A 23,053-nucleotide genomic window follows, 5' to 3' on the forward strand; every position below is an offset into this window, starting at 1 on the left:
TTGATAGGCGTTGGGAGGCGCTGTTCACATGATGTCACGCGTAAAAAAGGGAATCATCGCCGGTTTCATTGCTACCGTCGTGGTTTCCGTGCTTGAGCTCGCCAATCTGTTCCTCAACCACCTGTTCGATCCCTTTCCGGGGGTCGTAGCCCGGATGTTCGGCATGCCGGGCAATATGGCGGCGGGGTGGGCCATCCACCTGGTCATGGGCACCTTTGTGCTGGGGTCTCTGTTTGGCGTCGTCTATCCGCGACTGCCGACGGCCACGCCGATCACCAAGGGCATCGTCTTCGCTGTCGCCGCCTGGGTAGCGATGATGCTGGTCATCACCATGGGCGGCGACTACCGGACCTTCACCGGCTCGTCCGGATTTGGAACCTTCGGCTGGATGCTGGCGCTGCACATGGTCTTCGGCGGCGTCCTGGGCAATGTCTACGCCCGGCTGGTCGAACGTGAGAAGCGCGGCGCCGCGCCGATCGGAGCCGCTCCGGCCCATTAACCGACAGTCTGAACCGTCCTCGATCCCGACAACCGGATCTTGAACAGCAAAAGGCCCCGCCGTCGCCGGCGGGGCCTGATGTTTTTCGGGCTGACTAAAAACGCCGTCGGCGATCAGTTCAGCTTGCCGCCGATCTGGCCGATGGCCTGGTCCAGCAGCGGATCGGTCTTGGCGCCAGCGATGCGGGCGGCCAGGATCTGTTGAGCGGCCTTGGCGGCCAGGTCGGCGGCCGCGGCCTTGACCTCTTGCGTGGCCTCGGCCTCGGCCTGGGCGATCCGGCGCTCGGCCAGAGCCTGACGGCGAGCGGTGGATTCTTCGATGCGCGCCTTGGCTTCGGCTTCCAGACGCTTAGCGTCGGCTTCAGCCGTGGCCAGCAGATCGGCGGCCTGAGCCTCGGCCTCGGCCTTCTCCTGACGGATCTGGGCCAGCATGGCTTCGGCTTCGGCGCGCAGGCGGGCGGCCTCGTCCAGGTCGCCCTGGATCTTGGCGGCCTTGGCGTCCAGACTGGTGGCGACCAGCTTGGGCACGCCCGCCATCACCACGATGGCGATGAAGATCAGCAGGCCGACGGCGACCCACAGCTCAGGGTTGGCGAAATCATAGAAATGGCCGGTCAGGAAGGCGGGCATATCAGGCGGCTCCCTTGATGGCGGCGGCCAGTTCGGCGTCGGTCGCGGCCTTGCCGGTCAGACGCTCGAGCATGGCGCCCGCCGCGGCCGAGGCGATGGTCGACACGTTCGTCATGGCGGCGTCGCGGGTCTTGGCGATGGCGCCTTCGGCCTCGGCGATGCGCGCGTTGACCACGGCTTCATCGGCGGCCAGGCGGGCGTTGAATTCTTCGGTGACGCGCTGCTTGGCGGCGACAGCGGTCGCGCGGGCGTCGGCGCGGGCCTTCTCGACCTCGGCGCGGGCGGCCTCGGCTTGAGCGGCCGCTTCGGTCTGGACCGAGCGGGCGGCGGCGATCGCGGTGTCGATCGTGTCGGCGCGTTCGTCCATCACCTTGCGCAGGCGCGGGGCGAAGACCTTGGCCACCAGCACGTACAGAACGACGAACAGGATCAGCAGATAGCCGATCTGGCCGGCCCAGTGCTGGAATTCGAACTGGGGCAGACCGCCCGAGGCATGCTCGGCCGTCGCCTGCGTCTCCGCATGGAGGTCGCCCGGCGCCGGGGTCTGAACGTCAAGTGTGGGTGTGCTGGCCATGAACCGTCTTCACTAGATCAGGACAGCGGCGCGCAGGTCTGGCCCGCGCGCCGCCAATTCTGAGAGATCGTGGGCTGGGATCAGCCGAAGATCATCAGGACGCCCAGCACGAAGGCCAGGATGCCCAGGGCTTCGGCCAGAGCCGCGCCGACGAACAGGTTGCCGACCTGCGAGGCGGCAGCAGCCGGGTTGCGCAGAGCGCCGGCCAGGAAGTTGCCGAAGATGTTGCCGACGGCCAGGGCCGAGCCGATCATGCCGAGGGTGGCCAGACCAGCGCCGATGTACTTAGCGGCTTCAGCGTCCATGATGATTTCCTAATTTCTTGGAGCGTTGGAGGGTAGGGTTACGAACTGAACTCAAGCCTTAGTGGCCATCGCCCAGGTTGACCACATCGTTGAGGTAGATGCAGGTCAGAACGGTGAAAACGAAGGCCTGAAGGAAGGCCACCAGGAACTCGAGCGCCGTCATCGCGACCGTCATGCCCAGCGACAGGGCCGCGACGGGAATGAGGGCATAGGCCAGACCGCCGGTGACGATGGCCGCCGCGCCCAGCTGAACGACGAACTGGGCGAAGATCTTCAGCGCCACGTGGCCGCCCAGCATGTTGCCGAACAGACGCAGGGCCAGGGTGATCGGACGCAGCAGGAAGGAGACCAGCTCGATCAGGCCCACAAACGGGCGCAGCAGCAGCGGCGCGCCGGCGGGCCAGAACAGCTTGAGGAAGCCGACGCCGTTCTTGACCAGACCGACCACGACAACCGTCAGGAAGGCGATCAGACCCAGGGTGACGGTCACGGCCAGTTGCGAGGTGGCGGTGAAGGTCAGGAACATGCCCAGCAGGTTCATCGACAGAACCATCAGGAACATGGTGAAGGCGAAGGGGAAGTATTTGCGGCCTTCGTGACCGATGATGGAGTTGGCCAGGTTGTCGACCATGCCGAACAGGCTCTCGCCCGCCGCCTGCATCCGCCCCGGCACTACCTTGGCGCCCGAGGTCGCCAGCGACAGGAAGCCCACCACGCCGACGAAGGCGATGGTCATGGCCACGTGCGAATTGGTGATCGCGATCACCTGTTCGCCCAGGACGGGAACATTGACCGTGCCGAACTCTACGAGCGGCTTGACCTCAAATTGTTCAATCGGACCGGCCATTAAGCCTATCGTTCCCTGTTTTCTTCGTCAGCCTCGACGATAGGTTCGCCCTGTTGGGGCAAACCCGCCGCCTTGGCTTGCGCCATCAGCCGGTTGGCTGTGCGGCGCGCCATATAAACCGATAAGGCGAAGCCCAGAAGGACCCCGCCTACAACGCCAATCGGCGTCGTCCCGAACAGCCGGTCGACGCCAAAACCAAGTGCAAGACCGATCAGCACCCCGCCCAGCAGTTCGGCGATGATGCGATAGGCCTGGCCGACCACCTTCTGCGCAGCGACCTCGACGGACTTGTCCGCCTGAACCTTCGCCTCCAGCGCGGATGCGCTTCTGTGGAGGCGTTTGATCGCCTCTTCGCGCGATTCCTTCGTCGGGGACATGGGCCTGTTGGGTCAGCGCCCGGCGCAAGGCCGGATCGGGTCTGAATTTCGGCGCGGAACCTATAGGCGGGAGGCCTTCAGGTCAAGGCGGCCTCCATTGGACTTAAGTCCATGAGTTTGCGCGGTTTCTTGCGAGCGCGACGATCCGTCCCGGCTAAGGTTGCGACTCTTCGTCCTCGCTGATGAAATCCTGGGCGAATTCGGGCGCCGCGTCGTCCAGACCGGTCAGCAGATCCTCGCCCTCGTCGTCGCCTGCGCGCGAGGGGTCCGGCACCTCGAAACCGACCGGCATGGACAGGTCCAGCAGGCCCGCCGCCTTCATCTCCTGCACGCCCGGCAGGTCATACAGACTGGCCAGGCTGAAATGCTCCAGGAAGCGGTCGGTCGTCGCGTAGGTCACCGGCCGTCCAGGCGTACGGCGTCGGCCGCGCAGGCGCACGAAGTCCATCTCCAGCAACAGGTCCAGCGTGCCTTTGGACAGGGAGACGCCGCGCACGCTCTCGATCTCGGCGCGGGTGCAGGGCTGGTGATAGGCGATGATGGCCAGGGTCTCGAGCGCGGCCTTGGACAGCCGGCGCGGCTCCTCGCGTTCCTCGGTCATCAGGAAGCCGAGGTCAGGGGCGGTGCGGAAGCGCCAGCGCTCGGCCACGCAGTCCAGCTCGACCCCCCGGCCCTGATAGCGCCCCTGAAGCGCGGTCAGCGCCCCGCCGACGTCGGCGTCCTCGGGCAAGCGGCGCGCGATCTCGGCCAGCGACAAGGGCGCGGCGGCGGCGAACAGCAGGGCCTCGACCCGGCGTTCGATCTCGAGGTGGTCGGGGGTGAAGTCGAGGGTCACGGCGTCAGCTCCAGCGGCTGGCCCAAGCCGCGCCTCTTCAGCCACACCGCGTCGAAAGGCCGCTCCTGCCGGATGTCCATGCCGCCCTCCTTCACCAGCTCCAGACTGGCTGACAGGGTGGAGGCGGTATAGCTGGCCTGACTGGGGCCTTCCTGCCCCTCCGGCTTCTGCGGCGCCACACGCTCCAACGGCGTCCACTCGGCCAGGCGCGGCATGATCTCGCGCAGCCAGTCGCGCGCGGCCTCCAATTGGAAGGCCTCGACCCGCTGGCCGGGGGCGTATTTGCGGCGCTCCTCGCGGCGGCGCTGGGCGACATAGGCGCTCATCAGCTCATAGAGGCTGGCGTCCACCCGATCAGAGGGGATGATGACCGTCGCCTGCGGGTCGCCGCGCGTGAAGATGTCGCTCTTCAACTGCGGGCGGCCGGTGATGGCCTCCACCGCTGTGCGCATGGCCTCAAGCTTCTGCAGGCGGAAGGCCAGGGCGGCGGCGATCTCCTCGGCCGGAGGCTCCTCCGGCTTGTCCTTTTCATTGCGCGGGATCAGCAGGCGCGACTTCAGATAGGCCAGCCACGACGCCATCACGAGATAGTCGGCCGCCAGCGCGAAATTCCGCCGCCGCGCCTCATGCACAAAGGCCAGATACTGTTCGGCCAGACGGGTGATGGACAGCTTCAGCAGGTCCACCTTCTGCGTCCGCGCCAGGGCCAGAAGGACGTGCAGCGGGCCTTCATAGCCCTCCAAATCGACGACGAAGGCCTCCTGCGCCTCGACCTGTTCGACGGCGGTGAAGTCGAGATTCGGCTGGAAGGCCTCGCTCATGCGCCCTCCCCGGCGATCACCCTTGCGCCTCGCCGACGTCCGGCCCCTTGGCGGCGTCGAAGCGGCCGTTCAGCGCCGCCTCCAGCCGGGCCCGGCCCTCGGCGACATCCAGCGGCTCGGGCGCGCGGACGATGCGGTTCAGCGCGGCCTCGGCGCGGCGCTTGGCCTCGCCTTTCAGCTTCTTCGTTCCGTCGGCGACGGCGGCCATCTCCTTCAGGTCGCCGTTGCAGTGGAGCACCACGTCGCAGCCCGCCTTCAGCGACTGTTCCGCCCGCTCGGTCAGGGTTCCCGACAGGGCCTGCATCGACAGGTCGTCGGACAGGATCAGGCCGGAGAAGCCCAGCCGCTCGCGCATCAGGCGGATCGCCTTCTTCGAGGTGGTGGCCGGGCGTTTGGCGTCGACGGCGGTGAAGACCACGTGCGCCGTCATCGCCATCGGCATGTCCGACAGCGCCTTGAACGGGGCGAAGTCCCAGGCGTCCAGTTCCTCGATCGCCGTCTCGACCACCGGCAGGTCGTGGTGGCTATCCGAGAAGGCGCGGCCGTGGCCAGGGATATGCTTGATGATCGGCAGGACGCCGCCCGCCAGCAGGCCCTCGGCAGCGGCCCGGCCCAGCTGGGTCACGGTCGCCGGGTCCTGCGCATAGGCGCGGTCGCCGATAATGTCGTGGGCGCCCGGCACCGGCACGTCCAGCACCGGCACGCAGTCGACCGTGATGCCCAGTTCGCGCAGGTCATGAGCGATCAGCCGCGCGCCCAGACGCACCAGTTCACGCGCCGCCGCCGGGTCGTTGGTCGCCTTCAGATAGGCGGCGCCGGGCGGATACTTCGGCCAATGCGGCGGGCCGAGGCGCTGCACCCGGCCGCCCTCCTGATCGATCAGAACCGGGGCGTCGTCTCGGCCCACGCTGTCGCGCAGTTCGGAGACCAGCGCCTTGACCTGCTCGAGGCTGTCAACATTGCGGCGGAACAGGATGAAGCCCCAGGGCTTGGCCTCGGCGTAGAACGCGCGTTCCTCCGCCGTCAGCCTGTGGCCGGAACAGCCGTAGATGGCGGCGGAGGTCATGTGCGCTCGCCCCTTAGCGGACGATGCAGTCGCGGCCCGCAGCCTTCAGCGCATTGCAGAAGGCGACGGCGCGGTCACGGCTCATGCCGGTGAAGGTGGTGCGGTACAGGGTAGAGCCGTTGGCGGCGGTGACTTCCTGAACGCGCTTCTCGGCGCCCGAGGCGTACTGGCCGAAGCGGGCGGCGACGGCGGCGTATTCGCGGTCGGCGATGGCGGTCGAGGAGAAGGCGCCGATCTGCACGCCGGACGATCCGCCCGTCGCGGCCGGAGCGGGTGCGGGGGCCGGGGCCTTCGTCGCCGGAGCGGGCGTTACGAGCGCAGGCGCGGCAGGAGCCTTGGTCGCCGGGGCGGGCGCGGCGGGCGGCGGGGTCGAGGACTCGACCGGCGTAGCCGGGGCCGTCGGCGCCGGGCGCGGCAGGACTTCTTCCGGACCGGGGGTGAAGGTCGGCGCGGCGTCGCTCGGCTCGCCGCCGTCGCGATAGACGCGGATGTCGGCTTCCGGGTCTATCGGCTGGGCGTCCAGCGGCGCCTCGACCTTCATGCTCTCGACCGGGGTTCCGACGGCGGGCGGCGCGTCCGTCGAGGAGCGCACGCCCGAACGATAGAAGACCACCACGGCCACGATCAGCAGCAGCAGGACGATGGCGCTGATGATCAGGGTGATGGGCGGCGACTTGGCGGCCGGGGCCCGGCGAGGGTCATAGCCGCCGCGCGTGAAAGGCAGGTCGTCGTCGGTCGGCGGGGTATAGGCGCCCCGGTCGCGGCCAGCGTTGTGCCCCGCGTTAGGATTGCCTCGGTGATCGTCGTCGTAGGACATGGGTCGCGCCTTGGTGGTCGTGGGACACGCGCGCGAATCGGCGCGCGTCGGCGCTCAGTCTAACGCGCCGTGAAGCCCTTCTCGAATCACAGATCGAGGGCGAGGTCGAGGCTGAACAGCTTCCTGTGGACCTCGATAGCGTAACGATCTGTCATACCGGCGATGTAATCGCACACCGCCCGCGCCCGTGCGTTCTGGTCATCGGTCAGGGCCGATGCCTGCCATTCCGGCGGCATCACCTCCGGCTCGGCCATGAACAGCTGGAACAGCTGGGCCAGCACACGGCGCGCCTGACTGCGGGTGCGGTTGACGCGATAATGGCGATACATCCGCTCGAACAGGAAGCGGCGCAGAACGGCCAGCTCCGCCATCATGCCAGATGAGAACTGCACCAGAGTCTCGGGCGCGTTACGCACGTCCTCGACTGTCTCGATCTTGTGTCTGGCCAGACGGGCCTCGGTCTCGACCAGGACGTCATCGACCATGACGCCGATCATCCGGCGCACGGCCTCCAGTCGCAGCATCCGCTCGTCGATATCGGGCCAGTCGCCGCGCGCGCTGGCGATGCAGCGTCCGATCAGGGGCACGTCGGACAGGTCGGACAGGCTGAACAGCCCCGCCTGCACCCCGTCGTCCACGTCGTGGTTGTTATAGGCGATGTCATCGGCGATGGCCGCGCACTGGGCCTCCAGCGAGGCGAAGGTGCCAAGCCGCAGGTCCCAGTCGGCCGCCCCGCCCGGCGCATAGGCGGCGACCGCCTTCCACGCCGGGTCCGACAGCAGATGCGCCACCGGACCGTTGTGCTTGACCACGCCCTCGACCGTCTCCCAGCTCAGGTTCAGGCCGGTGAAGCCGGGATAGCGGGTTTCCAGCTCGGTCACGACGCGGAAGCTCTGGACGTTGTGGTCGAAGCCGCCGAACGCCTTCATCTGTTCGTGCAGTTCGTCCTCGCCCGCATGGCTGAACGGCGGGTGTCCCAGATCGTGGGCCAGGGCGACCGTCTCGGCCAGATCGTCGTCCAACCGCAGGGCGTGGGCCAGCGATCGGGCGATCTGCGCCACCTCAAGACTGTGCGTCAGCCGGGTGCGATAGTGGTCGCCCTCATGCGCCACAAAGACCTGCGTCTTCTCCTTCAGGCGTCGGAAGGCGGTGGCGTGGATGATGCGGTCGCGGTCGCGGGCGAAGGCGGTGCGGGTGCGGCTGGCGGGCTCGAAGACATGACGACCGCGACTGGCGGCGTGGTTTTCGGCGTAGGAAGCGCGGGTCTGGCTCAAATCGTCAGGCCTTTTGGGGAGGCGGCAGGACTTCGTGATGGCGACAGGCCTTTGCGAACGCCTGTCAGACCCTCATATAGAGGGCTGTGAGCACCGTCCAATCTACAGAATCAGCCCGCGACCTGTCGCTGTCGATCGCGCCCCGTTCGCCCGAAGGCATCACCTTGTCTGAAAGCGGCGCGCGCCGCTTGGCCAGGCTGTCCGAGGCTGAGGGCAAGCCGGTGCTGCTGCGTGTCGCCGTCGACGGCGGGGGCTGCTCGGGCTTTCAGTATCGCTTTGAGCTGGTCGACGGCCCCGAGGCGGACGATCTGGTGGTGCGCCGCGACGGTCAGGCCGTGGTCATCGACCCGGTGTCCGTACCCTTCCTGAAGGATTCCGAAGTGGCCTTCGTGGACGAACTGGCGGGCGCCCAGTTTGTGATTCGCAACCCCAACGCCGCCTCCAGCTGCGGCTGCGGCGTCAGCTTCTCGATCTGACATCGCAGAACCGCCCCGCTTGGCGGCGGGGCGTCGGGCGCCCATCTTTATCGACATGAAGCGTCTGGCGTTCCTGATCCTGCTGTTCGTCGCCGTTCCGCTGACGGCTAGCGCCCAGACCTGGCCGGGCTGGCCCGGTCCGCCGCCTGCCGGATACGATCCCAACGTCGCGCGCGCCGAACAGCATAATCAGGCGATGGAGCGGCTGCGTCTTCAGGCCGACCAGCGCGAGGCCGACGCCGCCCGCATGAGGCTGCAGACGGAGCGCACGGTTCGCCAGCTTGAAGCCGCACGCGCGCCTGCGCCCGCTGCGCCTCCTTCGACGCCCTATGCGCCGCGACCGACGCCTCGGCCCGCTCCTGCCGATCAGAATGCTCCCGGCGTGGCCGAGATCGACGCCTGGCTGAACCGACCGCCGCACTAACGCCCGTCGCAGCCCACGACGCGTTACATTTGCATCTCTTCACCTGCCCCTGCGTTTCAGCCTAGCTTCGGAACAGACAGCACAGCGGAGAGCAGCAGATGCGTTGGCAGGGCGGACGGCGCGGCGGCGGGGTTGAGGATCGGCGCGGCATGGGCGGCGGCGCGGTCGCGGGCGGCGGCATCGGCGTGCTGGTGCTGGCGGCGATCGGCTATTTCGTCTTCGGCATCGACCCCAACACCACCCAACAGCTGGCCAGCCAATTCGGCGGCGCCGGTCAGGCCGAACAGCAGGGCCAGATGGGCTCCCCCGAGGATCAGGACGGCCAGTTCGTCGAGGTCGTCGGCTCCAACATCAACGACGTGTGGAAGACCAAGCTGAAGGGCTACACCGCGCCCACCACCGTCCTTTACGAACAGGGCACCCAGACCGGCTGCGGCTATGGCCAGGCGGCGATGGGGCCGTTCTACTGTCCGGCGGATCAGAAGGTCTATCTGGACCTCAGCTTCTGGCGCGAGATGGAGAGCAAACTGGGCGCGTCCGGCGCCGACTTCGCCAAGGCCTATGTTATCGCGCATGAGTTCGGCCACCACGTCCAGACCCTGACCGGCGCCAGCCAGCAGGTGCAGCGCGCCCAGCAGGCGGCGCGGTCACAGGCCGAGGGCAACCGCTATTCCGTCGCGCTGGAGCTTCAGGCCGACTGTTACGCCGGGGTCTGGGCCAGCAACGCCGCCGCCGTGTCGAACGGCGAGGTGGCGCTGGAGCCGGGCGATCTGGAAGAGGGCATGAAGACGGCCCAGGCCATCGGCGACGATACCCTGCAGCGGCGCGGCGGCGGGCGCGTCTCGCCCGAAAGCTTCACCCACGGCTCCTCGGCCCAGCGGGTCGAGTGGCTGCAGCGCGGCTATCAGACCGGCGATCCGGCCGCCTGCGACACCTTCTCCCAGCTTTAAACCGAGCGGATCAGGCGGCCTTCGCGCGCTTCAGCTGCGAAGGCCGCCCATAGGCGAACCACCGCAGGGCCCACTCCAGCGGTCCCATGTTGAAGGCGCGCAGCCACAGCGCGCTGAACGTCATCTGAACCACCCAGATGCCGAGCGCGACGCCCCACAGGCCCCACCAGTCCAGCCTGCCCCACAGGTTCAGGCCATAGAACAACAGGGCCGCGATCGCCGACTGTCCCAGATAGTTGGTCAGGGCCATCCGTCCCAGATTGCGCAACGCCCGCCCGACAAACCCCAGGGCGTTCATCTTCCACAATGAGAGCAGCAGGCCGACGTGACCCAGGGTCATGGCGCATCGGCCCAGTTCATAGCTGCTCTGCGTCGCCCAGGACTCGGACGAAAACTGGCTCAGCCACAGCACCACCGCCTGCCCGCCGTTGACCGCCAGCCCCACGCCATAACCACAAGCCGTCAGCGCCAGATAGAAACCCAGCGAACGCGCCCCGCCCAGCACGCCCAGCTTGAACAGCGCCATGCCCAACAGCATGAAGGCGACCGATTCAATGACCAGGGTGATGGTGTAGCTGGACGCCGCATAGTCCAGCCAAGTCCGCACGCTCCACTTCAGCAGGCCTGCGACGCCGCCGGTGCGCACGGCGACTTCTTCGGCGACAGCCTCCGGCGACAGGCTCTGCGCCTCCTGGGCGCGGCTATGCGCCTTCAGGGCCTCGGCGTCTTCGGCCGACAGGGACGCTCCGGCCTCAACCTGCAACGCCAGTTCGGCCCCGCGGCGCGCTTCAATCGTCTGATAGGCGCCGACCACGGCCGACTCAGCCGTCAACAGCAGCAGAAGCGCCGCCGACAGGGCGATCAGAGTGCGCGGGCGGGCCATGCGGAAAACAAACAGCAGAAATCCCGACAGGCCATAGACATAGAGAATGTCCCCCGGAAACAGCAGGGCCGTGGCGTTGAACACGCCCAGCGCCAGCAGGGCGATGCAACGTCGAAAGTACACGTCCGCCGCCTGAATCGTCCCGCGTCCGTCTTCGCCGCGCAGGGTGATCAGCAGCATGCCGGCGCCGAACAGCAGGGTGAACAGACCCCGCATCGACCCCTGCACGAACAGATGCTGGATGATCCACGCCGACCAGTCCGGATTGGCCAGCGTCGGCGGCAGGTCCGGATGATACTGGTCCCAGGCGCCGCCCATCATCATGATATTGACCAGCAGGATGCCGCACAGGGCGAAGCCGCGCAGCAGGTCCAGGCTTTCCAGCCTTTGACCTGGCGATACGGACATCATGGACGGCGGGGCGCTCATGCGGGCCGCTTATCCCCCTTCAGGCCGTGGACGAAACGGATTCTGCCTGCGCAAACCCGTCAAAGCTAAACAATGGTCACATCCATCAACGGCGCGAGGTGCAGCTGTCCGTCGCCAAGGTTGAGAATAATATCGCGCCCTGCGAACGCCTCCATGCCCAACAGGGCGTCCGGGTAGTTGGGCAGCGCCCGATCGGCGTAGACCGCTATCGTCACGTCGCGCCAGGTTTCCGACCCCAAAGCCACGCTCTTCGCCTCAACCAGACGCGCCCTGGCCACCCCGCCCAGAACGATGCTTGACCCTTCCCGTTCCGGGCGGCCGTCCAGCAGGCCCGCCGACTGCGCGACGCCTTCGCTCACGGCCAGAAGGGCGGAAGAGCCGGTATCAAGCACGGCCTGCACCCTGACGCCCTCCACGACCGTATCGGCGATCAGGGACGTACCGGCCCGCCGCACGGGCATGGCGCGATAGGCCGGCGACAGCTCCGTCTGCGCCTTGCGGAACAGACGCAACCGCCGTCGTCGCAGGTCCATCTCCAGCCCCGCCTGCATCAGCAGGTCCTGCCCTAGGATCAGCGGCGCCCCCAGCCCCTCCTCTTCCGACAGAGGCCCGAGGTCCAGAATTCCTGCACGCAGGCGGTCGATGCGCGCCTCGCCGAACGTCAGATCCAGCGTCACGCCTCGGCCCATCTGGGCGCGCCCATCCACCCCATAGGCGATCAGCGGCATGTCGAAGAAACGATCCAGCCCCAGCTCGGCCACCAGCCGCCGGTCGATCACCGAATACTGGGCGCCGCTGTCGATCAGCGCCGTCAGTTCGCGCCCCGCCAGCTGTACCGGCACGGTCGGCAACAGGGTCCGGGGCGCGACGAACTGAAGCCAGCCGCTGCTTCCGTCGGCGCCGAAGGTCACGCCGGGACGTCGCCACAGCACATGATCCTTGAGCCACAATCCGCCGCCGACGGCGGCGACGGCGGCTCCGGCGCGAATGAAAAGGGAGCGGCGGTTCATCGGCCTGACATGAACCGGGCGGGGCTCCGACGCCAGCCCTTTTCCCTCGAGATAGCGATCGCGACGGGGCAAGGCGCGCTGATCGCCTAGTCGCAACCAGGTTGTTGCGTCATCTGGCGAACTTTCCCTTCGCATACGCAAAATAATCATGACGAAGCGACCAACGGCGGCTAGAAACGACCCCGATATGACGAATTCAGCTGACCGCTACATCTCGACGCGCGGCGACGCCGCTCCGACCCGTTTTTCGGACGCCCTGCTGCGCGGAATCGCGCCGGACGGCGGCCTCTACATGCCGCAGGCCTGGCCCGCCCTGCCGGTCGACGCCACCCGGCCGGGACGCAGCTACGCCGAGATCGCCAAGGCGGCGATGGCGCCCTTTATCGGCGACGACCTGCCTGCGGGCGCGCTGGATCGTGCGTTGGACCGTCTGACCAAGGGCTTCGACCATCCGCTGGTGACGCCGCTGGTCGAGCTGGAGCCGGGCCTGTTCGTACTTGAGCTGTTCCACGGCCCGACGGCGGCGTTCAAGGATCTGGCGATGCAGCTGGTCGCCGCCCTGTCGGACGAGGCCCTGGCCGCGACGGGCGAGACCCTGACCCTGCTGACCGCCACCAGCGGCGACACCGGCGCCGCCGCCGTGCGCGCCTTCGCGGGCGCCGAACGCATCAAGCTGATCGTCCTGCACCCGCTGGACCGCGTGTCGCCGGTGCAGCGCAAGCAGATGACGACAGTCGAGGCCGACAACGTCCTGAACCTGGCCGTGCGCGGCGACTTCGACGACTGCCAGCGTCTGGTGAAGGGGCTGCTGGCCGAGGAACGCTTACGCGAACAAGGCCGCCTGTCCTCGGTCAACTCGATCAACTGGGGCCGACTGGCGGGCCAGATTCCCTATTACGTCTCGGCCACGGCCCAGCTGGGCCAGGCGGCGACCTTCGTGGTGCCGACCGGCAATTTCGGCGACGCCTTCGCCGGGATCGCCGCCAGGAAGATGGGCCTGCCCGCCGCCGGTTTCGTCGCCGCCGTCAACCAGAACGACGCCCTGGCCCGCGCCATCAACGACGGCGTCTACGCCCGCCGCCCGGCGGTCGAGAGCGGCAGCGTGTCGATGGACGTGCAGGCGCCGTCAAACTTTGAACGTCTGGTCTATGAAGCCTCCGGCCGCGACGCCGAGGCGACCCGCGCCGTGTTCGAAACCTTTGCGCGCGAAGGCTCTGTCACCCTGCCCGCCGACCTGCTGGCGGCCCTGCGCGCCGAGGTGTCGGCTATCTCGGTCGATGAGGCTACGACCAAGGCCGAGATCGCCCACGCCCACGCCGCCTGGGACCGCGTCGTCTGTCCGCACACGGCGGTCGCCCTGGCCGCCGCGCGCCGCCTGGACCGCAACGGCGCGCCGATCGTCGCCCTGTCCACCGCCCATCCGTCCAAGTTCGGCGCCTTCGTCTCTGACGTCATCGGCGTCGAGCCGGAACCGGCCCCCGTCATCCGCGCACTGGGCGACCGCCCCGAACGCCTGACGGTGATCGAGAACACGCCCGAGGCGGCGCTGACGGCGGTGAAGGGGTTTGCGAAGGCGAGCTGACGCTCCCTCTCTAAAGACTCTGGCTCAACGGTCGCCGGTCGAGCGGCTGATGGCGGCCCTCATCCCTTCGGCGTGAAGAGCGCCGGATGGAGCGATCTTGTCGTTGGGGGTGTCGGCGGGGTCGGTGTGGGCCGTGCGGTTGTCAGGGATGCCGTCATGCGTCTGTTCGGCCTTGCGCGCGACGGCGGCCTTCAGATTGCGGGTTGCTGAGGTCGATGCCCGGCGACGCTTCTGTTCCTCAGCTGCGCGCTCGATCGCCTCGGCCAGTTGCGCCTTCTTTTCACGCGCGCCCGTGTCGATATTGGCCTGTCCCTCGCGGCTGGCCTGACGGGTGCGGGTGCGGATCATGCGTTGGGCGCGGTCGCGCCGCTCGCGCAGTCGTCGCAGAAGGTCAGTCAGTTGAGCATCGGTCAGGTGCGCCGCCGCACGGCTCATCTCGACCCACTCCGTCTCATTACGGTCCAGGGCGCGGTTCTTGTCGGCTGCGGTCATGCTGTCCTCCATTCTGAGATGTAGAGGGAGCGCATGGGCCGCCAAGCTTGTTCCCGGTTGCGGCGCCTTGTCCTGCTTCACAGGCGGGAATGAAAAAGCGGCCCCTTCGCATGAAGAGGCCGCCTTGATCGCTCAGGTTTCAGGCCGGTTCGGCCACCTTCCAGTAGTCCAGCCGCCGGAAGAAGGGTGTCGGATCCTTGGGCGTGACCAGATTGGCCGGGTCGTGGAACAGGCGGTCATGCAGGCGCGTCAGGGTGAAGCGCACCGCCGCCGCCGCACCGAGTTCCGGCAGGGCCTGACGCTCGGCGTCCGACAGGGGCCGCACCGACTCATAGCCCTTCTGGAAGGCGCGCAGGGCCGACGGCATGGGCCGCCCCTCGGCGTCGAACCCCCAGGCGCTGAGCGCGATGGCCAGGTCATAGGCCAGCACGTCGACGCAGGCGAAATAGAAGTCGATCACGCCGCCCACGTCGGTCGCCCCATGCTCGTTCGTCGCGAACAGGACGTTATCGGGGAAGTAGTCGGCATGGATCGGGCCGCGCGGCAGCGACGGGTCGCTCCACGGTCGGGCCAGATCGGGCAGCAGGCGCTGCATCTGCTCCAGCATCCGGCGATCCTCGCCCGCCGCGACCGTGTCGCAGCGCGCGGCCAGATCGGCCCAGGCGCGCGGCCCGACCGGGTTCTCGCGCACCCCGTCATAGTCGGCGGCGTCCAGATGCAGCAGGGCCAGAACCTGACCGGCGCGATACTGATCCTTGTCCGTCGGCTGACGCTTCCAGGCGCCCAGCGTCCATTCGACGATGGCGGCGGCGCGATTGTTCAGCCGGCCGATCACCAAGCCCTCGCGATCCGCCACCGGCGCGGGCGTAGGAAAGCCCTGCGCCGCCAGCCGCCCGGTCAGACCGAGGCAGAACGGCAGGGCCGAGGCCTCGGTCCGCCCCTCGAACAGGGTCAGGACGTAGGCCCCCTGATCCGTCACCAGACGATAGTTGGTGTTCTCGACCCCCTCGGCGATCGGGGTCAGTTCGACCAACCCGCCGAGAGGGTAGCGCATGAGATAGTCGTCGGCCTGTTGCGGCGTGACGGGCGTGAAGACGGCCATGACTAGACAAGCTCCGCAGCGGCGCGCCGGGCGCGCATGACGTCGGCCACATCGGCCAGAACGCTCTCGGTCGTGGCCCAGCGCCCGGCGCCGCGCCCCTTGCACGTCCACACCCGGCCGTCCTGACCATAGACTTTCAAGGCGTTGCGCTCTCCGTTCAGCGACAGGAAGAGCGCGTCCTGAAGTTCGCCGTCAAGGCGGACATAGGCGTTCAGTTCGCCGTCGCGGTCGAAACAGGCGCCGATCTGGCGCACCGGCGCGTCGCCCAGCGGGGTTTCGGCGGCCAGCACGTCGCGCGGCAGGGCCTCGGGCGAACGGCCGAAGGCCTCGAACGACAGCAGTTTGACCTTGGCCTCGGCGTCGAAGCCTTCCAGGTCCGAGGACGGGTCCTCCTCGGCGAAACCGGCGGCGCGGGCGTCGGCCAGGGCGTCGGAGAAGGTCGCCCCCTCGCCCAGACGCTGCAGCATGAAGTTGACCGTGCCGTTCAGCACCGCCTCGAAACCGACCACCGGACCGGCGGCGCGGGCGGCGCGCAGCGTTTCGATCATCGGCGAGCCCCCGCCGACCGAAGCCGACCAGGCGACCCGACAAGCGTTGGCGTCTGCCAGGGCCTGCAGCCCTTTGGGATCGCGGGCCACGGCCTGTTTGTTGGCGCTGACCACGTCGCAGCCCGCCTCCAGCGCGCGGCGGATCAGGGCGTGACCCGCCTCGCCCTCGGACAGGGCTTCCAGCAACAGGTCCGGTTTCTTGGCCAGCAGGGCGTCCACGTCATTGGTGAACAGTTCAGCCGGGGCGGCCACGTCGCGCGGCTTCTTGGGATCACGAACCAGGACGCCGACGACTTCAAAACGGCTGTCGGGCAGAAGGCGGCTGAGCAGGCCGCCGCCGACGACCCCGCACCCGGCCACGGCTACCTTCAGCGCCGCCGCCGCCTGCACCGGCCCCGGAGGGGCGCCGCGATCGCCGACCACCGTACCCTCGGCGCGGCCCAGGGCGGCCACTTCGATCTCGACCGCGCGGGCCTGAGCCAGGTCGATGGCGTCATGCTGGACCAGGGCCCCGCCCACCTGGCGCGCCGTCTCCCATGAGGCGCGGCGATAGCGCAGGGGCGTCCCCGCGCTGACCGCCGGATCGCGGTCGTAAAGGCCGTCCACATCCTTGACCAGACGCACGCGGTTCAACCCCAGCTCGGCCGCAAGCACCACCGCCGTCAGGTCGGACCCGCCCCGGCCCAGCAGGGCGACGCGGCCGTTGGGCCGGACCGCGCCGAATCCCGGAACGACCACCACCTCATGCGCCTCCAGAGCGCGCTGGAGTTGATCGCCCTTCAGGCAGACGGGGCGAGCGTGCTGGCTGGGCCCTTCGGCGACGATGCCCAGTTCCCGCACCGACAGGCCGATGGCGTCCAGCCCCACACGGTCGCAGGCGACGGCGACCAGGGCGGCGGCCTTTTCCTCGCCCAGCACGACATAGGCGGGCAGAAGCTCGTTCTCGTGGTCGAGGCCCAGGCTGCGCGCCTCGGACAGCAGCTTGTCGGTCTGGCCGGCCAGGGCGGAGACGACAGCGACCACCTTACGGCCGGAGCGGACGTGGCTGTAGATTTCGCTGGCGACGGCGGGGGCCTGAGAGGCGTCGCGCAGAACGGACGAACCGAACTTCAGCACCACCACTTCGGCGGCCGGGGCGAGGGCTTCGACCGGTTTGGGCTGATCGGCGACGAGGGCGAGAGAGGCGGACATGGACGTTTCCTGAAGGCTGGGTCTGGGAGGATTTTTAAGAGAGATCGGCGGGGTCAGAGTGGATTTGAGGCAATAAAAAACCCGCCCGGGGGTCCGGGCGGGTGATCGGTTTTCTGCGTGTCTCGCCCTAAATGGCGCGCATCATCCGGTCCCCGCCCGCAAGGGCATGGTGGTGGTACCGGTGGTGGTAATCATGGACGCGAAGAGACCCGTCGCCGAGGCGGCGATCATGGTCGTCTTCATGTTGGCGAGGCGGTAAGGCACAGGCGGCGTCCGGTTGAAAATCGTGCCTTAGGGTGAGCCAGGGCGCCGCGTTGCGTCAACCCCGCATCGAAATAATTTTTCTCGACATCGCCCCAACAGGCCCATTTGGCCATCACCTTGGGGCGCTTTCGCCCAAACGGGGTGAAATTTTTCGCTTGACCGGCGCTCTTCGCAACCGCACCGTAAGCTCACTCATCAAGACCGGCTGAGGGATTAGGCCCTTTGACGCCGGGGCAACCATCGGGTTCCGCCCGAAACGGTGCCAACTCCTGCGGGGTTCTTCGGGCTTGCCTGAATGGACCGCGAGAGATGGGTGGAGCGTCGACGAGGCGACGCGCCACAGGTCTGTCACTGCATGGGTTCCTTGGCGAGCCGTATCTGCTGAGTGACCGAGACCAATGACCCTGGCCCTGATCGACCCCGCCGCCCCCGCCGAAGAGCCCGCCTGTCGGGCGGCTTCCCCACGCCGCCCGTCCAAACTGCTGCAACGCGAGGGCGCCCATGACGTCGTGGTTCCGATCCCGGACGGTTTCGAGCTCGATTTCGGCGGAACCCTGACCCAGAAACAGGTCATCGGCCGCCTGCACGGCAAGCCGGGCGCCCCCCTGATCGTGGTCGCGGGCGGGATTTCCGCCGACCGTTACGTCCATCGCACCGAGACCAAGGGACTGGGCTGGTGGTCCGGCGCCGTTGGCGTGCGCGCGCCGATCGATCTGACCCGATTTCGCGTCCTGGCCTTTGATTTCGCACCGGAATTCGGCGACGGCGTGACGGAGCCGAAGACGCCGCTGACCATCACCACCCAGGATCAGGCGCGGCTGCTGGCCCATCTGCTGGACCATCTGGGCGTGGACAAGGTCGCCGCCTTCATCGGCTGTTCCTACGGCGGCATGATCGCCCTGGCCTTCGGCGAGCTGTTCCCTGACTGGGCCGAGCAACTGGTGGTGGTGTCCGCCGCCCACCGCCCTCATCCGCTGGCCACCGCCTGGCGCGGCATTCAGCGCCGCATCCTGCAACTGGGCCTTGAGACCGGTCGCATCGATCAGGCCGTCGGCCTGGCGCGCGAACTGGCCATGACCACCTATCGCACCCAGGAAGAGTTCGGCGACCGCTTCGATTCGGAGGCCCCAAGCCATGCGGGCCAGGCCTATCCGGTGTGCGACTATCTGACGGCGCGCGGGCGGGCCTATCGCGACCGCACCACCCCCGCCCGCTGGCTGACCCTGTCCGACTCCATCGACCGCCACCGCGTCGAGCCCGAGGCGATCAGCGCCCCCGTCACCCTGGTCGGCTTCACCACCGATCGCCTGTGCCCCATCGACGACATGAGGGAGCTGGCCGACCGTCTGCCCAACCTCTGGCGCTTCGAACAACACGCTTCCGTCTACGGCCACGACGCCTTCCTGAAGGAAGACAGACTGGTCGCTGAAATTCTGACTTCCGTATTGAAGGATATCGACCAATGAGCCGCGCCCGTCCCGCTGATCCCCGCACCATCGCCGCCCGCTCGGGCGTCGATACGGACACGGCCCACGGCGCGGTCATGCCGGCTCTGTATCTGTCGTCCAACTATTCCTTCGCCGCCTTCGGCCAACCGCGCAAATACGACTATTCGCGCTCGGGCAATCCGACCCGCGACGTGCTGGCCGAGACGCTGGCCGAGTTGGAAGGCGGCGCCGGGGCCGTCATCACCGCCACCGGCATGGCGGCGGTCGACCTGCCGCTCAGCCTGCTGGAACCCGGCGACCTGCTGATCGCGCCGCACGACTGCTACGGCGGCACCCACCGCCTGCTGACCGCCCGCGCGAAAAAGGGCCACTTCCGCGTCGCCTTCGTCGATCAGAACGACAGCGCGGCGCTGGATACGGCGCTGGCCGACGGCTGCAAGCTGGTGCTGGTCGAGACGCCGTCCAACCCCCTGCTGCGCGTCACCGACATCGCCGAGGTCTGTCGCCGCGCCCACGCCGTGGGGGCCAAGGTGGTGTGCGACAACACCTTCCTGTCGCCCGCCCTGCAACGGCCGTTGGAGCTGGGCGCCGACATTGTGGTCCACTCGACCACCAAATACATCAACGGCCATTCCGACGTGGTCGGCGGCGCCGTGGTCGCGGCCGATCCGGCCGATCATGAACAGTTGGCCTGGTGGGCCAACTGCCTTGGCGTCACCGGCTCGCCGTTCGACGCCTATCAGACCCTGCGCGGCCTTCGGACCCTGTTCACCCGCATCGAGCGCCAGCAGGCGACGGCGGGCGCCGTGGCCGCAGCGCTGCAGCAGCACCCCGCGGTCAAGGCGGTCCACTATCCGGGCCTGACCAGCCACCCCGGCCATGCACTGGCGTCGCGCCAGCAGTCCGGGCCGGGCGCCATGCTCAGCTTCGAGCTGACCGGCGGGACCGAAGCCGTGCGCCAGGTGATCGAGCAGCTGGAAATCTTCACCCTCGCCGAATCTCTGGGCGGCGTCGAAAGCCTGATCGCCCACCCGGCCACCATGACCCACGCCGCCATGACGCCCGAAGCCCGCGTGACGGCAGGCATCACCGACGGGCTGTTGCGCCTGTCGGTCGGACTGGAGCATCAGGACGACGTCCTGGCTGACCTGATTCAGGCGCTGGATACGGTGACGCTGAAGGCGGCGGCGTAATACAGGCACACGATTCTCCTCCCCTTCATGGGGAGGGAGAATCCAGCGCTTAAGCCACCGCCCGCGCCAGGGCCTCCATCCGCCCGCGTGCGTCCAGATCGCGCGCATCATCCAACGCAAACTGCCCCATCATCCGGTCCAGCTCGACCGCGTCGGAGGCCAGAGCATGGCTGGCGGCGGTCGACTGTTCGACCATGGCCGCGTTCTGCTGCGTGACCTGATCCATCTGGGTCACGGCGATATTGACCTGTTGCAGGCCGCTGGACTGTTCCTGCGACGAGGCGGCGATCTCTTCAGCGATCAGGGTCAGGCGTTCGATCTGACCGGCGATCCGCTCCAGCGCCTGGCCGGTATCGCCGACCAGAGCCACCCCCGCCCCGACCTGACGGCCGGATTCCGAAATCAGCGTCTTGATTTCCTTGGCCGCCGAGGCCGAGCGCTGGGCCAGCGCCCGCACCTCGGACGCCACGACCGCAAAGCCGCGCCCGGCGTCGCCTGCCCGCGCCGCCTCCACACCGGCGTTCAGCGCCAGCAGATTGGTCTGGAAGGCGATCTCATCGATCACGCCGATGATGGCGCTGATCTGGTTGGACGACTGCTCGATGGCGCCCATGGCGGCGATGGCGCGGCCGACCACGGCCTGTCCTTCGACGGCTTCGGACCGGGCGCCGCGCACTACGCCCCCCGCCTCGATCGCGCCCTCGGCCGAACGGGCCACGGTGGCGGTGATCTGCTCAAGGGCCGCCGCCGTCTCTTCCAGGCTGGCGGCCTGCTGTTCAGTGCGACGCGACAGGTCGTCGGAGGCTTGCGAAATCTCGCGGGCGCTGGCGCCGATGGCGGCGGCGCGTTCAACGATGACCCGCATCACGCCTTGCAGCTTGTCCATCGCCGCGTTGAAGTCGGCGCGCAGGCCTTCATATTCCGGCGCGAACGGGTCGTTGAGACGGAAGGCCAACTGGCCGCCCGACAGACGCTCAAGCCCCCTGGCCACGCCGTCGACGACCTGGGCCTGCTGGCGGGCGGCCTCGGCGTCGCGGGCGGCCTGCTCCTGACGCTCAATCTCCGACGCGAGGCGCGCTGTTTCGGCCTCGGCTTCCAGCCGCACCTTCTCCTCAGCGTTCTGTTTGAAGGTCAGGACGGCGTCGGCCATCCGACCGATCTCGTCGCGGCGCCCCACCGCCGGGATGGCGACATTCAGATCGCCATCGGCCAGGCGGCTCATGGCGCGGGTCATCGCCTCGACCGGGCGGCTGAGGGCGCCGATGAGCCACAGGGCGGCGCCCACGGCGATGGCCAGAGCCAGCACCCCGCCGATAGCGAAGGAGACATAGGCCTGAACAAAGGCGCCGGATTTGGCCCGGCCGACGACCTCTGCCTCTGCGGCTTCCTTGGCGCGGATGGCGGCGACGGCCGTACGGATATCGGTCAGCTTGGCCACCTGTCCGACCTGGGCCAGAGCCGCGCCGCGAGCGGCCGGATCGCGAGCCTCAGCCATAGTCGCCTGAGCCTGCTCCTGAAAGGCGGCGGCGGCGGCGCGAATCTGCGCCTGCTCCTGCCCATAGACGCCCTTGATGTCAGAAGCCGCCAGATCGGCCAGGCGAACAGGCAAGTCGCGCCGTCCCGCTTCGTACTGTTCCAGCACGGCCGGATCTCCGGTCAGGACATAGCCGCGCATGGCGTTCTGCTGCTCGACAGCGGCGGCCAGCAGGCGGTCGGACGCCTTCAACACCTCGCGCGAGGTCAGGTCCGCCGCGTCGGCGCGCTGCAGGGACGCCACGCACCACAGGACGATCAAGGTCGCCGCCCCGCAAGCCCCGATCACGGCCATGAAGGACAGGATCAGCTTCTTGGGTACGGACAGGTTATGCAGCATGACTCACGGCTCAGACAGAGGGAGGTTCAGCCTCGCTCCTAACCCGCCGTTGTTCGACAAAGTGTTAGCGCCCGCCTGCGGGCATCTACTTAGTCGCGATCACAGCGCCTTCAGCACCACCGAAAACGCCGTCAGCAACAGATAGACGGCGAAGGCCCGGCGCAGGATCTTGCGGTCCAGCCGGTGCGCCAGCCGCGCCCCATAGGGCGCGGTCAGCGCCGTCAGCAGTCCCATGATCACCGCCGCCGGCACATTGACATAACCCAGCGACAGCGGCGGCCGCCCCGGCGCATCCCAGCCGAAGAAGGCGAAGCCCAGCGCCGCCGCCGCCCCGATGGCCAGACCGAAGCCCGAGGCGGTCGCCACCGCCTGATGAATCGGCCGCCCGCACAGGGTCATAGTCATGCCGCCCAGACTACCCCCGCCCACGCCCATCATGGCGGACAACAGGCCGATGCCTGTCCCCACGCCGCGACGGCCCCAGCCCGTCGGCAGGTCTTTTCTGAGCGTGAACCGCTCGGGCATCAGCCCCATCTGCGCCGCGACCAGCAGCAGGCAGGCGCCGTAGACGACCGCCAGCCCCTCCATCGAGGTGAAGCCCGCAATCGCCGCCCCGACCAGTCCGCCGAACGCCACCCACGGCGTCCAGGTCTTCAACACCGTCTCATCCACCGCCCCGTGCGCCCGGTGCGTGGCCAGGGACCTCAGCGAGGTGGCGACGATGGTCAAAAGCGAGGTGCCGATGGCGACGTGCAGATTGCTCTCGCCCCCGACGCCCAGCACCGAAAAAGCGTAAAACAGTGCTGGGACAAGCACCGTCCCGCCGCCAACGCCGAACAGGCCGCCGATCACTCCGGCGATCGCGCCAGCCCCAGCAAGCGCGGCGAGCATTAGGGCGAGTTCGGAAAGGGGAAGGGCGCTCATGGCTTGGGCATAGCCGCAGCCTTGGCCAGCGTCATCCCGGAAGTTGCGCCAACCTTCCCCTACCTTTCGTCATCCTCCGGCGCCCGTGGGGCGACCGGGGGACCCAGCGGCGCCCGGAGGGCGAAACTCCACGCGCCGCGCCTGCAGCAAAGATCGCCTTCGGCGCCGCTGGGTCCTCCGGTCAAGCCCAAGGATGACGAAAGAAATAGGGTGACGCCTA

General features: G+C 68.1%; 24 protein-coding genes and 1 riboswitch. Of the genes, 7 read left to right on the forward strand and 17 right to left on the reverse strand.

All coding sequences use genetic code 11. From position 1 onward, the window contains the following. The first annotated feature begins 28 nt into the window (after positions 1-28). On the forward strand, positions 29-499 hold the full coding sequence (locus D1604_RS08915; RefSeq protein ID WP_024353395.1) for a DUF6789 family protein: 471 nt from the start codon (positions 29-31) through the stop codon (positions 497-499). A gap of 113 nt (positions 500-612) precedes the next feature. Here D1604_RS08915 and D1604_RS08920 read toward each other — a convergent pair whose 3' ends face one another. The 10 genes from D1604_RS08920 to D1604_RS08965 form a co-directional block, all read right to left on the reverse strand. Continuing rightward, positions 613-1,128 (reverse strand): F0F1 ATP synthase subunit B, encoded by a 516-nt coding sequence (locus tag D1604_RS08920; protein WP_024353396.1) that lies wholly within the window; start codon positions 1,126-1,128, stop codon positions 613-615. A 1-nt stretch (position 1,129) separates the two neighbouring features. Beyond that, positions 1,130-1,702 (reverse strand): F0F1 ATP synthase subunit B family protein, encoded by a 573-nt coding sequence (locus tag D1604_RS08925; RefSeq protein WP_119413009.1) that lies wholly within the window; start codon positions 1,700-1,702, stop codon positions 1,130-1,132. Between the two features lie 80 nt (positions 1,703-1,782). After that, positions 1,783-2,007 (reverse strand): F0F1 ATP synthase subunit C, encoded by a 225-nt coding sequence (locus D1604_RS08930; protein WP_003168985.1) that lies wholly within the window; start codon positions 2,005-2,007, stop codon positions 1,783-1,785. A gap of 58 nt (positions 2,008-2,065) precedes the next feature. After that, positions 2,066-2,854 carry a F0F1 ATP synthase subunit A gene (locus D1604_RS08935; protein WP_003168986.1) on the reverse strand — a complete coding sequence of 263 codons (789 nt, stop codon included), beginning with the start codon at positions 2,852-2,854 and terminating at the stop codon, positions 2,066-2,068. A gap of 5 nt (positions 2,855-2,859) precedes the next feature. Then, positions 2,860-3,231 carry an AtpZ/AtpI family protein gene (locus D1604_RS08940; RefSeq protein WP_119413010.1) on the reverse strand — a complete coding sequence of 124 codons (372 nt, stop codon included), beginning with the start codon at positions 3,229-3,231 and terminating at the stop codon, positions 2,860-2,862. A gap of 154 nt (positions 3,232-3,385) precedes the next feature. Then, a complete protein-coding gene (scpB, locus tag D1604_RS08945; protein WP_119413011.1) occupies positions 3,386-4,066 on the reverse strand; it encodes an SMC-Scp complex subunit ScpB in 681 nt (226 codons plus the stop codon). Further along, positions 4,063-4,887 carry a segregation and condensation protein A gene (locus D1604_RS08950; protein WP_119413012.1) on the reverse strand — a complete coding sequence of 275 codons (825 nt, stop codon included), beginning with the start codon at positions 4,885-4,887 and terminating at the stop codon, positions 4,063-4,065. The genes scpB and D1604_RS08950 overlap by 4 nt, the downstream gene beginning before the upstream one ends. A 16-nt stretch (positions 4,888-4,903) precedes the next feature. Further along, a complete protein-coding gene (nagZ, locus tag D1604_RS08955; RefSeq protein WP_119413013.1) occupies positions 4,904-5,953 on the reverse strand; it encodes a beta-N-acetylhexosaminidase in 1,050 nt (349 codons plus the stop codon). Between the two features lie 13 nt (positions 5,954-5,966). Continuing rightward, positions 5,967-6,770 (reverse strand): SPOR domain-containing protein, encoded by an 804-nt coding sequence (locus tag D1604_RS08960; RefSeq protein WP_119413014.1) that lies wholly within the window; start codon positions 6,768-6,770, stop codon positions 5,967-5,969. An 86-nt stretch (positions 6,771-6,856) separates the two neighbouring features. Further along, positions 6,857-8,044 carry a deoxyguanosinetriphosphate triphosphohydrolase gene (locus tag D1604_RS08965; RefSeq protein ID WP_119413015.1) on the reverse strand — a complete coding sequence of 396 codons (1,188 nt, stop codon included), beginning with the start codon at positions 8,042-8,044 and terminating at the stop codon, positions 6,857-6,859. A 134-nt stretch (positions 8,045-8,178) separates the two neighbouring features. On the opposite strand from D1604_RS08965, the gene erpA reads away from it, so the two are divergent. From erpA to ypfJ, 3 genes are all read left to right on the forward strand, one after another. Further along, entirely contained in the window at positions 8,179-8,520 is a 342-nt protein-coding gene (erpA, locus tag D1604_RS08970; RefSeq protein ID WP_233552006.1) for an iron-sulfur cluster insertion protein ErpA, read from the forward strand. A gap of 19 nt (positions 8,521-8,539) precedes the next feature. Continuing rightward, on the forward strand, positions 8,540-8,944 hold the full coding sequence (locus tag D1604_RS08975; RefSeq protein ID WP_233552000.1) for a hypothetical protein: 405 nt from the start codon (positions 8,540-8,542) through the stop codon (positions 8,942-8,944). Between the two features lie 98 nt (positions 8,945-9,042). Next, the gene (gene ypfJ, locus D1604_RS08980; protein WP_119413016.1) at positions 9,043-9,894 is read left to right on the forward strand and encodes a KPN_02809 family neutral zinc metallopeptidase; all 852 of its coding nucleotides are present in this window, start codon (positions 9,043-9,045) and stop codon (positions 9,892-9,894) included. Positions 9,895-9,904: 10 nt separating this feature from the next. Here the strand turns inward: ypfJ and D1604_RS08985 are convergent, their stop codons facing one another. Together D1604_RS08985 and D1604_RS08990 are read right to left on the reverse strand one after the other, a co-directional pair. Next, a complete protein-coding gene (locus tag D1604_RS08985) occupies positions 9,905-11,206 on the reverse strand; it encodes a DUF418 domain-containing protein (RefSeq protein WP_119413017.1) in 1,302 nt (433 codons plus the stop codon). A 65-nt stretch (positions 11,207-11,271) separates the two neighbouring features. After that, the gene (locus D1604_RS08990; RefSeq protein ID WP_119413018.1) at positions 11,272-12,216 is read right to left on the reverse strand and encodes an aspartyl protease family protein; all 945 of its coding nucleotides are present in this window, start codon (positions 12,214-12,216) and stop codon (positions 11,272-11,274) included. Between the two features lie 187 nt (positions 12,217-12,403). On the opposite strand from D1604_RS08990, the gene thrC reads away from it, so the two are divergent. After that, positions 12,404-13,798: a threonine synthase gene (thrC, locus tag D1604_RS08995; RefSeq protein ID WP_119413019.1), complete on the forward strand. Its 1,395-nt coding sequence runs from the start codon at positions 12,404-12,406 to the stop codon at positions 13,796-13,798. Positions 13,799-13,822: 24 nt separating this feature from the next. On the opposite strand, the gene D1604_RS09000 is transcribed toward thrC, so the two are convergent. From D1604_RS09000 to D1604_RS09010, 3 genes are all read right to left on the reverse strand, one after another. Continuing rightward, a complete protein-coding gene (locus tag D1604_RS09000) occupies positions 13,823-14,290 on the reverse strand; it encodes a hypothetical protein (RefSeq protein ID WP_233552002.1) in 468 nt (155 codons plus the stop codon). A gap of 139 nt (positions 14,291-14,429) precedes the next feature. Next, on the reverse strand, positions 14,430-15,392 hold the full coding sequence (locus tag D1604_RS09005; protein WP_119413021.1) for a homoserine kinase: 963 nt from the start codon (positions 15,390-15,392) through the stop codon (positions 14,430-14,432). Positions 15,393-15,394: 2 nt separating this feature from the next. Continuing rightward, the gene (locus D1604_RS09010) at positions 15,395-17,131 is read right to left on the reverse strand and encodes an amino acid kinase family protein (protein WP_119413022.1); all 1,737 of its coding nucleotides are present in this window, start codon (positions 17,129-17,131) and stop codon (positions 15,395-15,397) included. A 453-nt stretch (positions 17,132-17,584) separates the two neighbouring features. Beyond that, a riboswitch (SAM riboswitch) is annotated at positions 17,585-17,711 on the forward strand. Between the two features lie 82 nt (positions 17,712-17,793). Between D1604_RS09010 and metX the strand changes: the two genes are divergently transcribed. Further along, on the forward strand, positions 17,794-18,861 hold the full coding sequence (metX, locus tag D1604_RS09015) for a homoserine O-succinyltransferase MetX (RefSeq protein WP_119413023.1): 1,068 nt from the start codon (positions 17,794-17,796) through the stop codon (positions 18,859-18,861). Continuing rightward, positions 18,858-20,036 carry a cystathionine gamma-synthase gene (metB, locus tag D1604_RS09020; protein WP_119413024.1) on the forward strand — a complete coding sequence of 393 codons (1,179 nt, stop codon included), beginning with the start codon at positions 18,858-18,860 and terminating at the stop codon, positions 20,034-20,036. Before metX ends, metB begins: the two co-directional genes overlap by 4 nt. A 49-nt stretch (positions 20,037-20,085) precedes the next feature. On the opposite strand, the gene D1604_RS09025 is transcribed toward metB, so the two are convergent. Then, a complete protein-coding gene (locus D1604_RS09025; RefSeq protein WP_119413025.1) occupies positions 20,086-21,909 on the reverse strand; it encodes a methyl-accepting chemotaxis protein in 1,824 nt (607 codons plus the stop codon). A 99-nt stretch (positions 21,910-22,008) separates the two neighbouring features. Then, positions 22,009-22,833 carry a sulfite exporter TauE/SafE family protein gene (locus tag D1604_RS09030; protein WP_024353417.1) on the reverse strand — a complete coding sequence of 275 codons (825 nt, stop codon included), beginning with the start codon at positions 22,831-22,833 and terminating at the stop codon, positions 22,009-22,011. Between the last annotated feature and the right edge of the window lie 220 nt (positions 22,834-23,053).

It is taken from the genome of Brevundimonas sp. LPMIX5 (assembly GCF_003576505.1).
Classification (GTDB): Bacteria; Pseudomonadota; Alphaproteobacteria; order Caulobacterales; family Caulobacteraceae; genus Brevundimonas; species Brevundimonas naejangsanensis.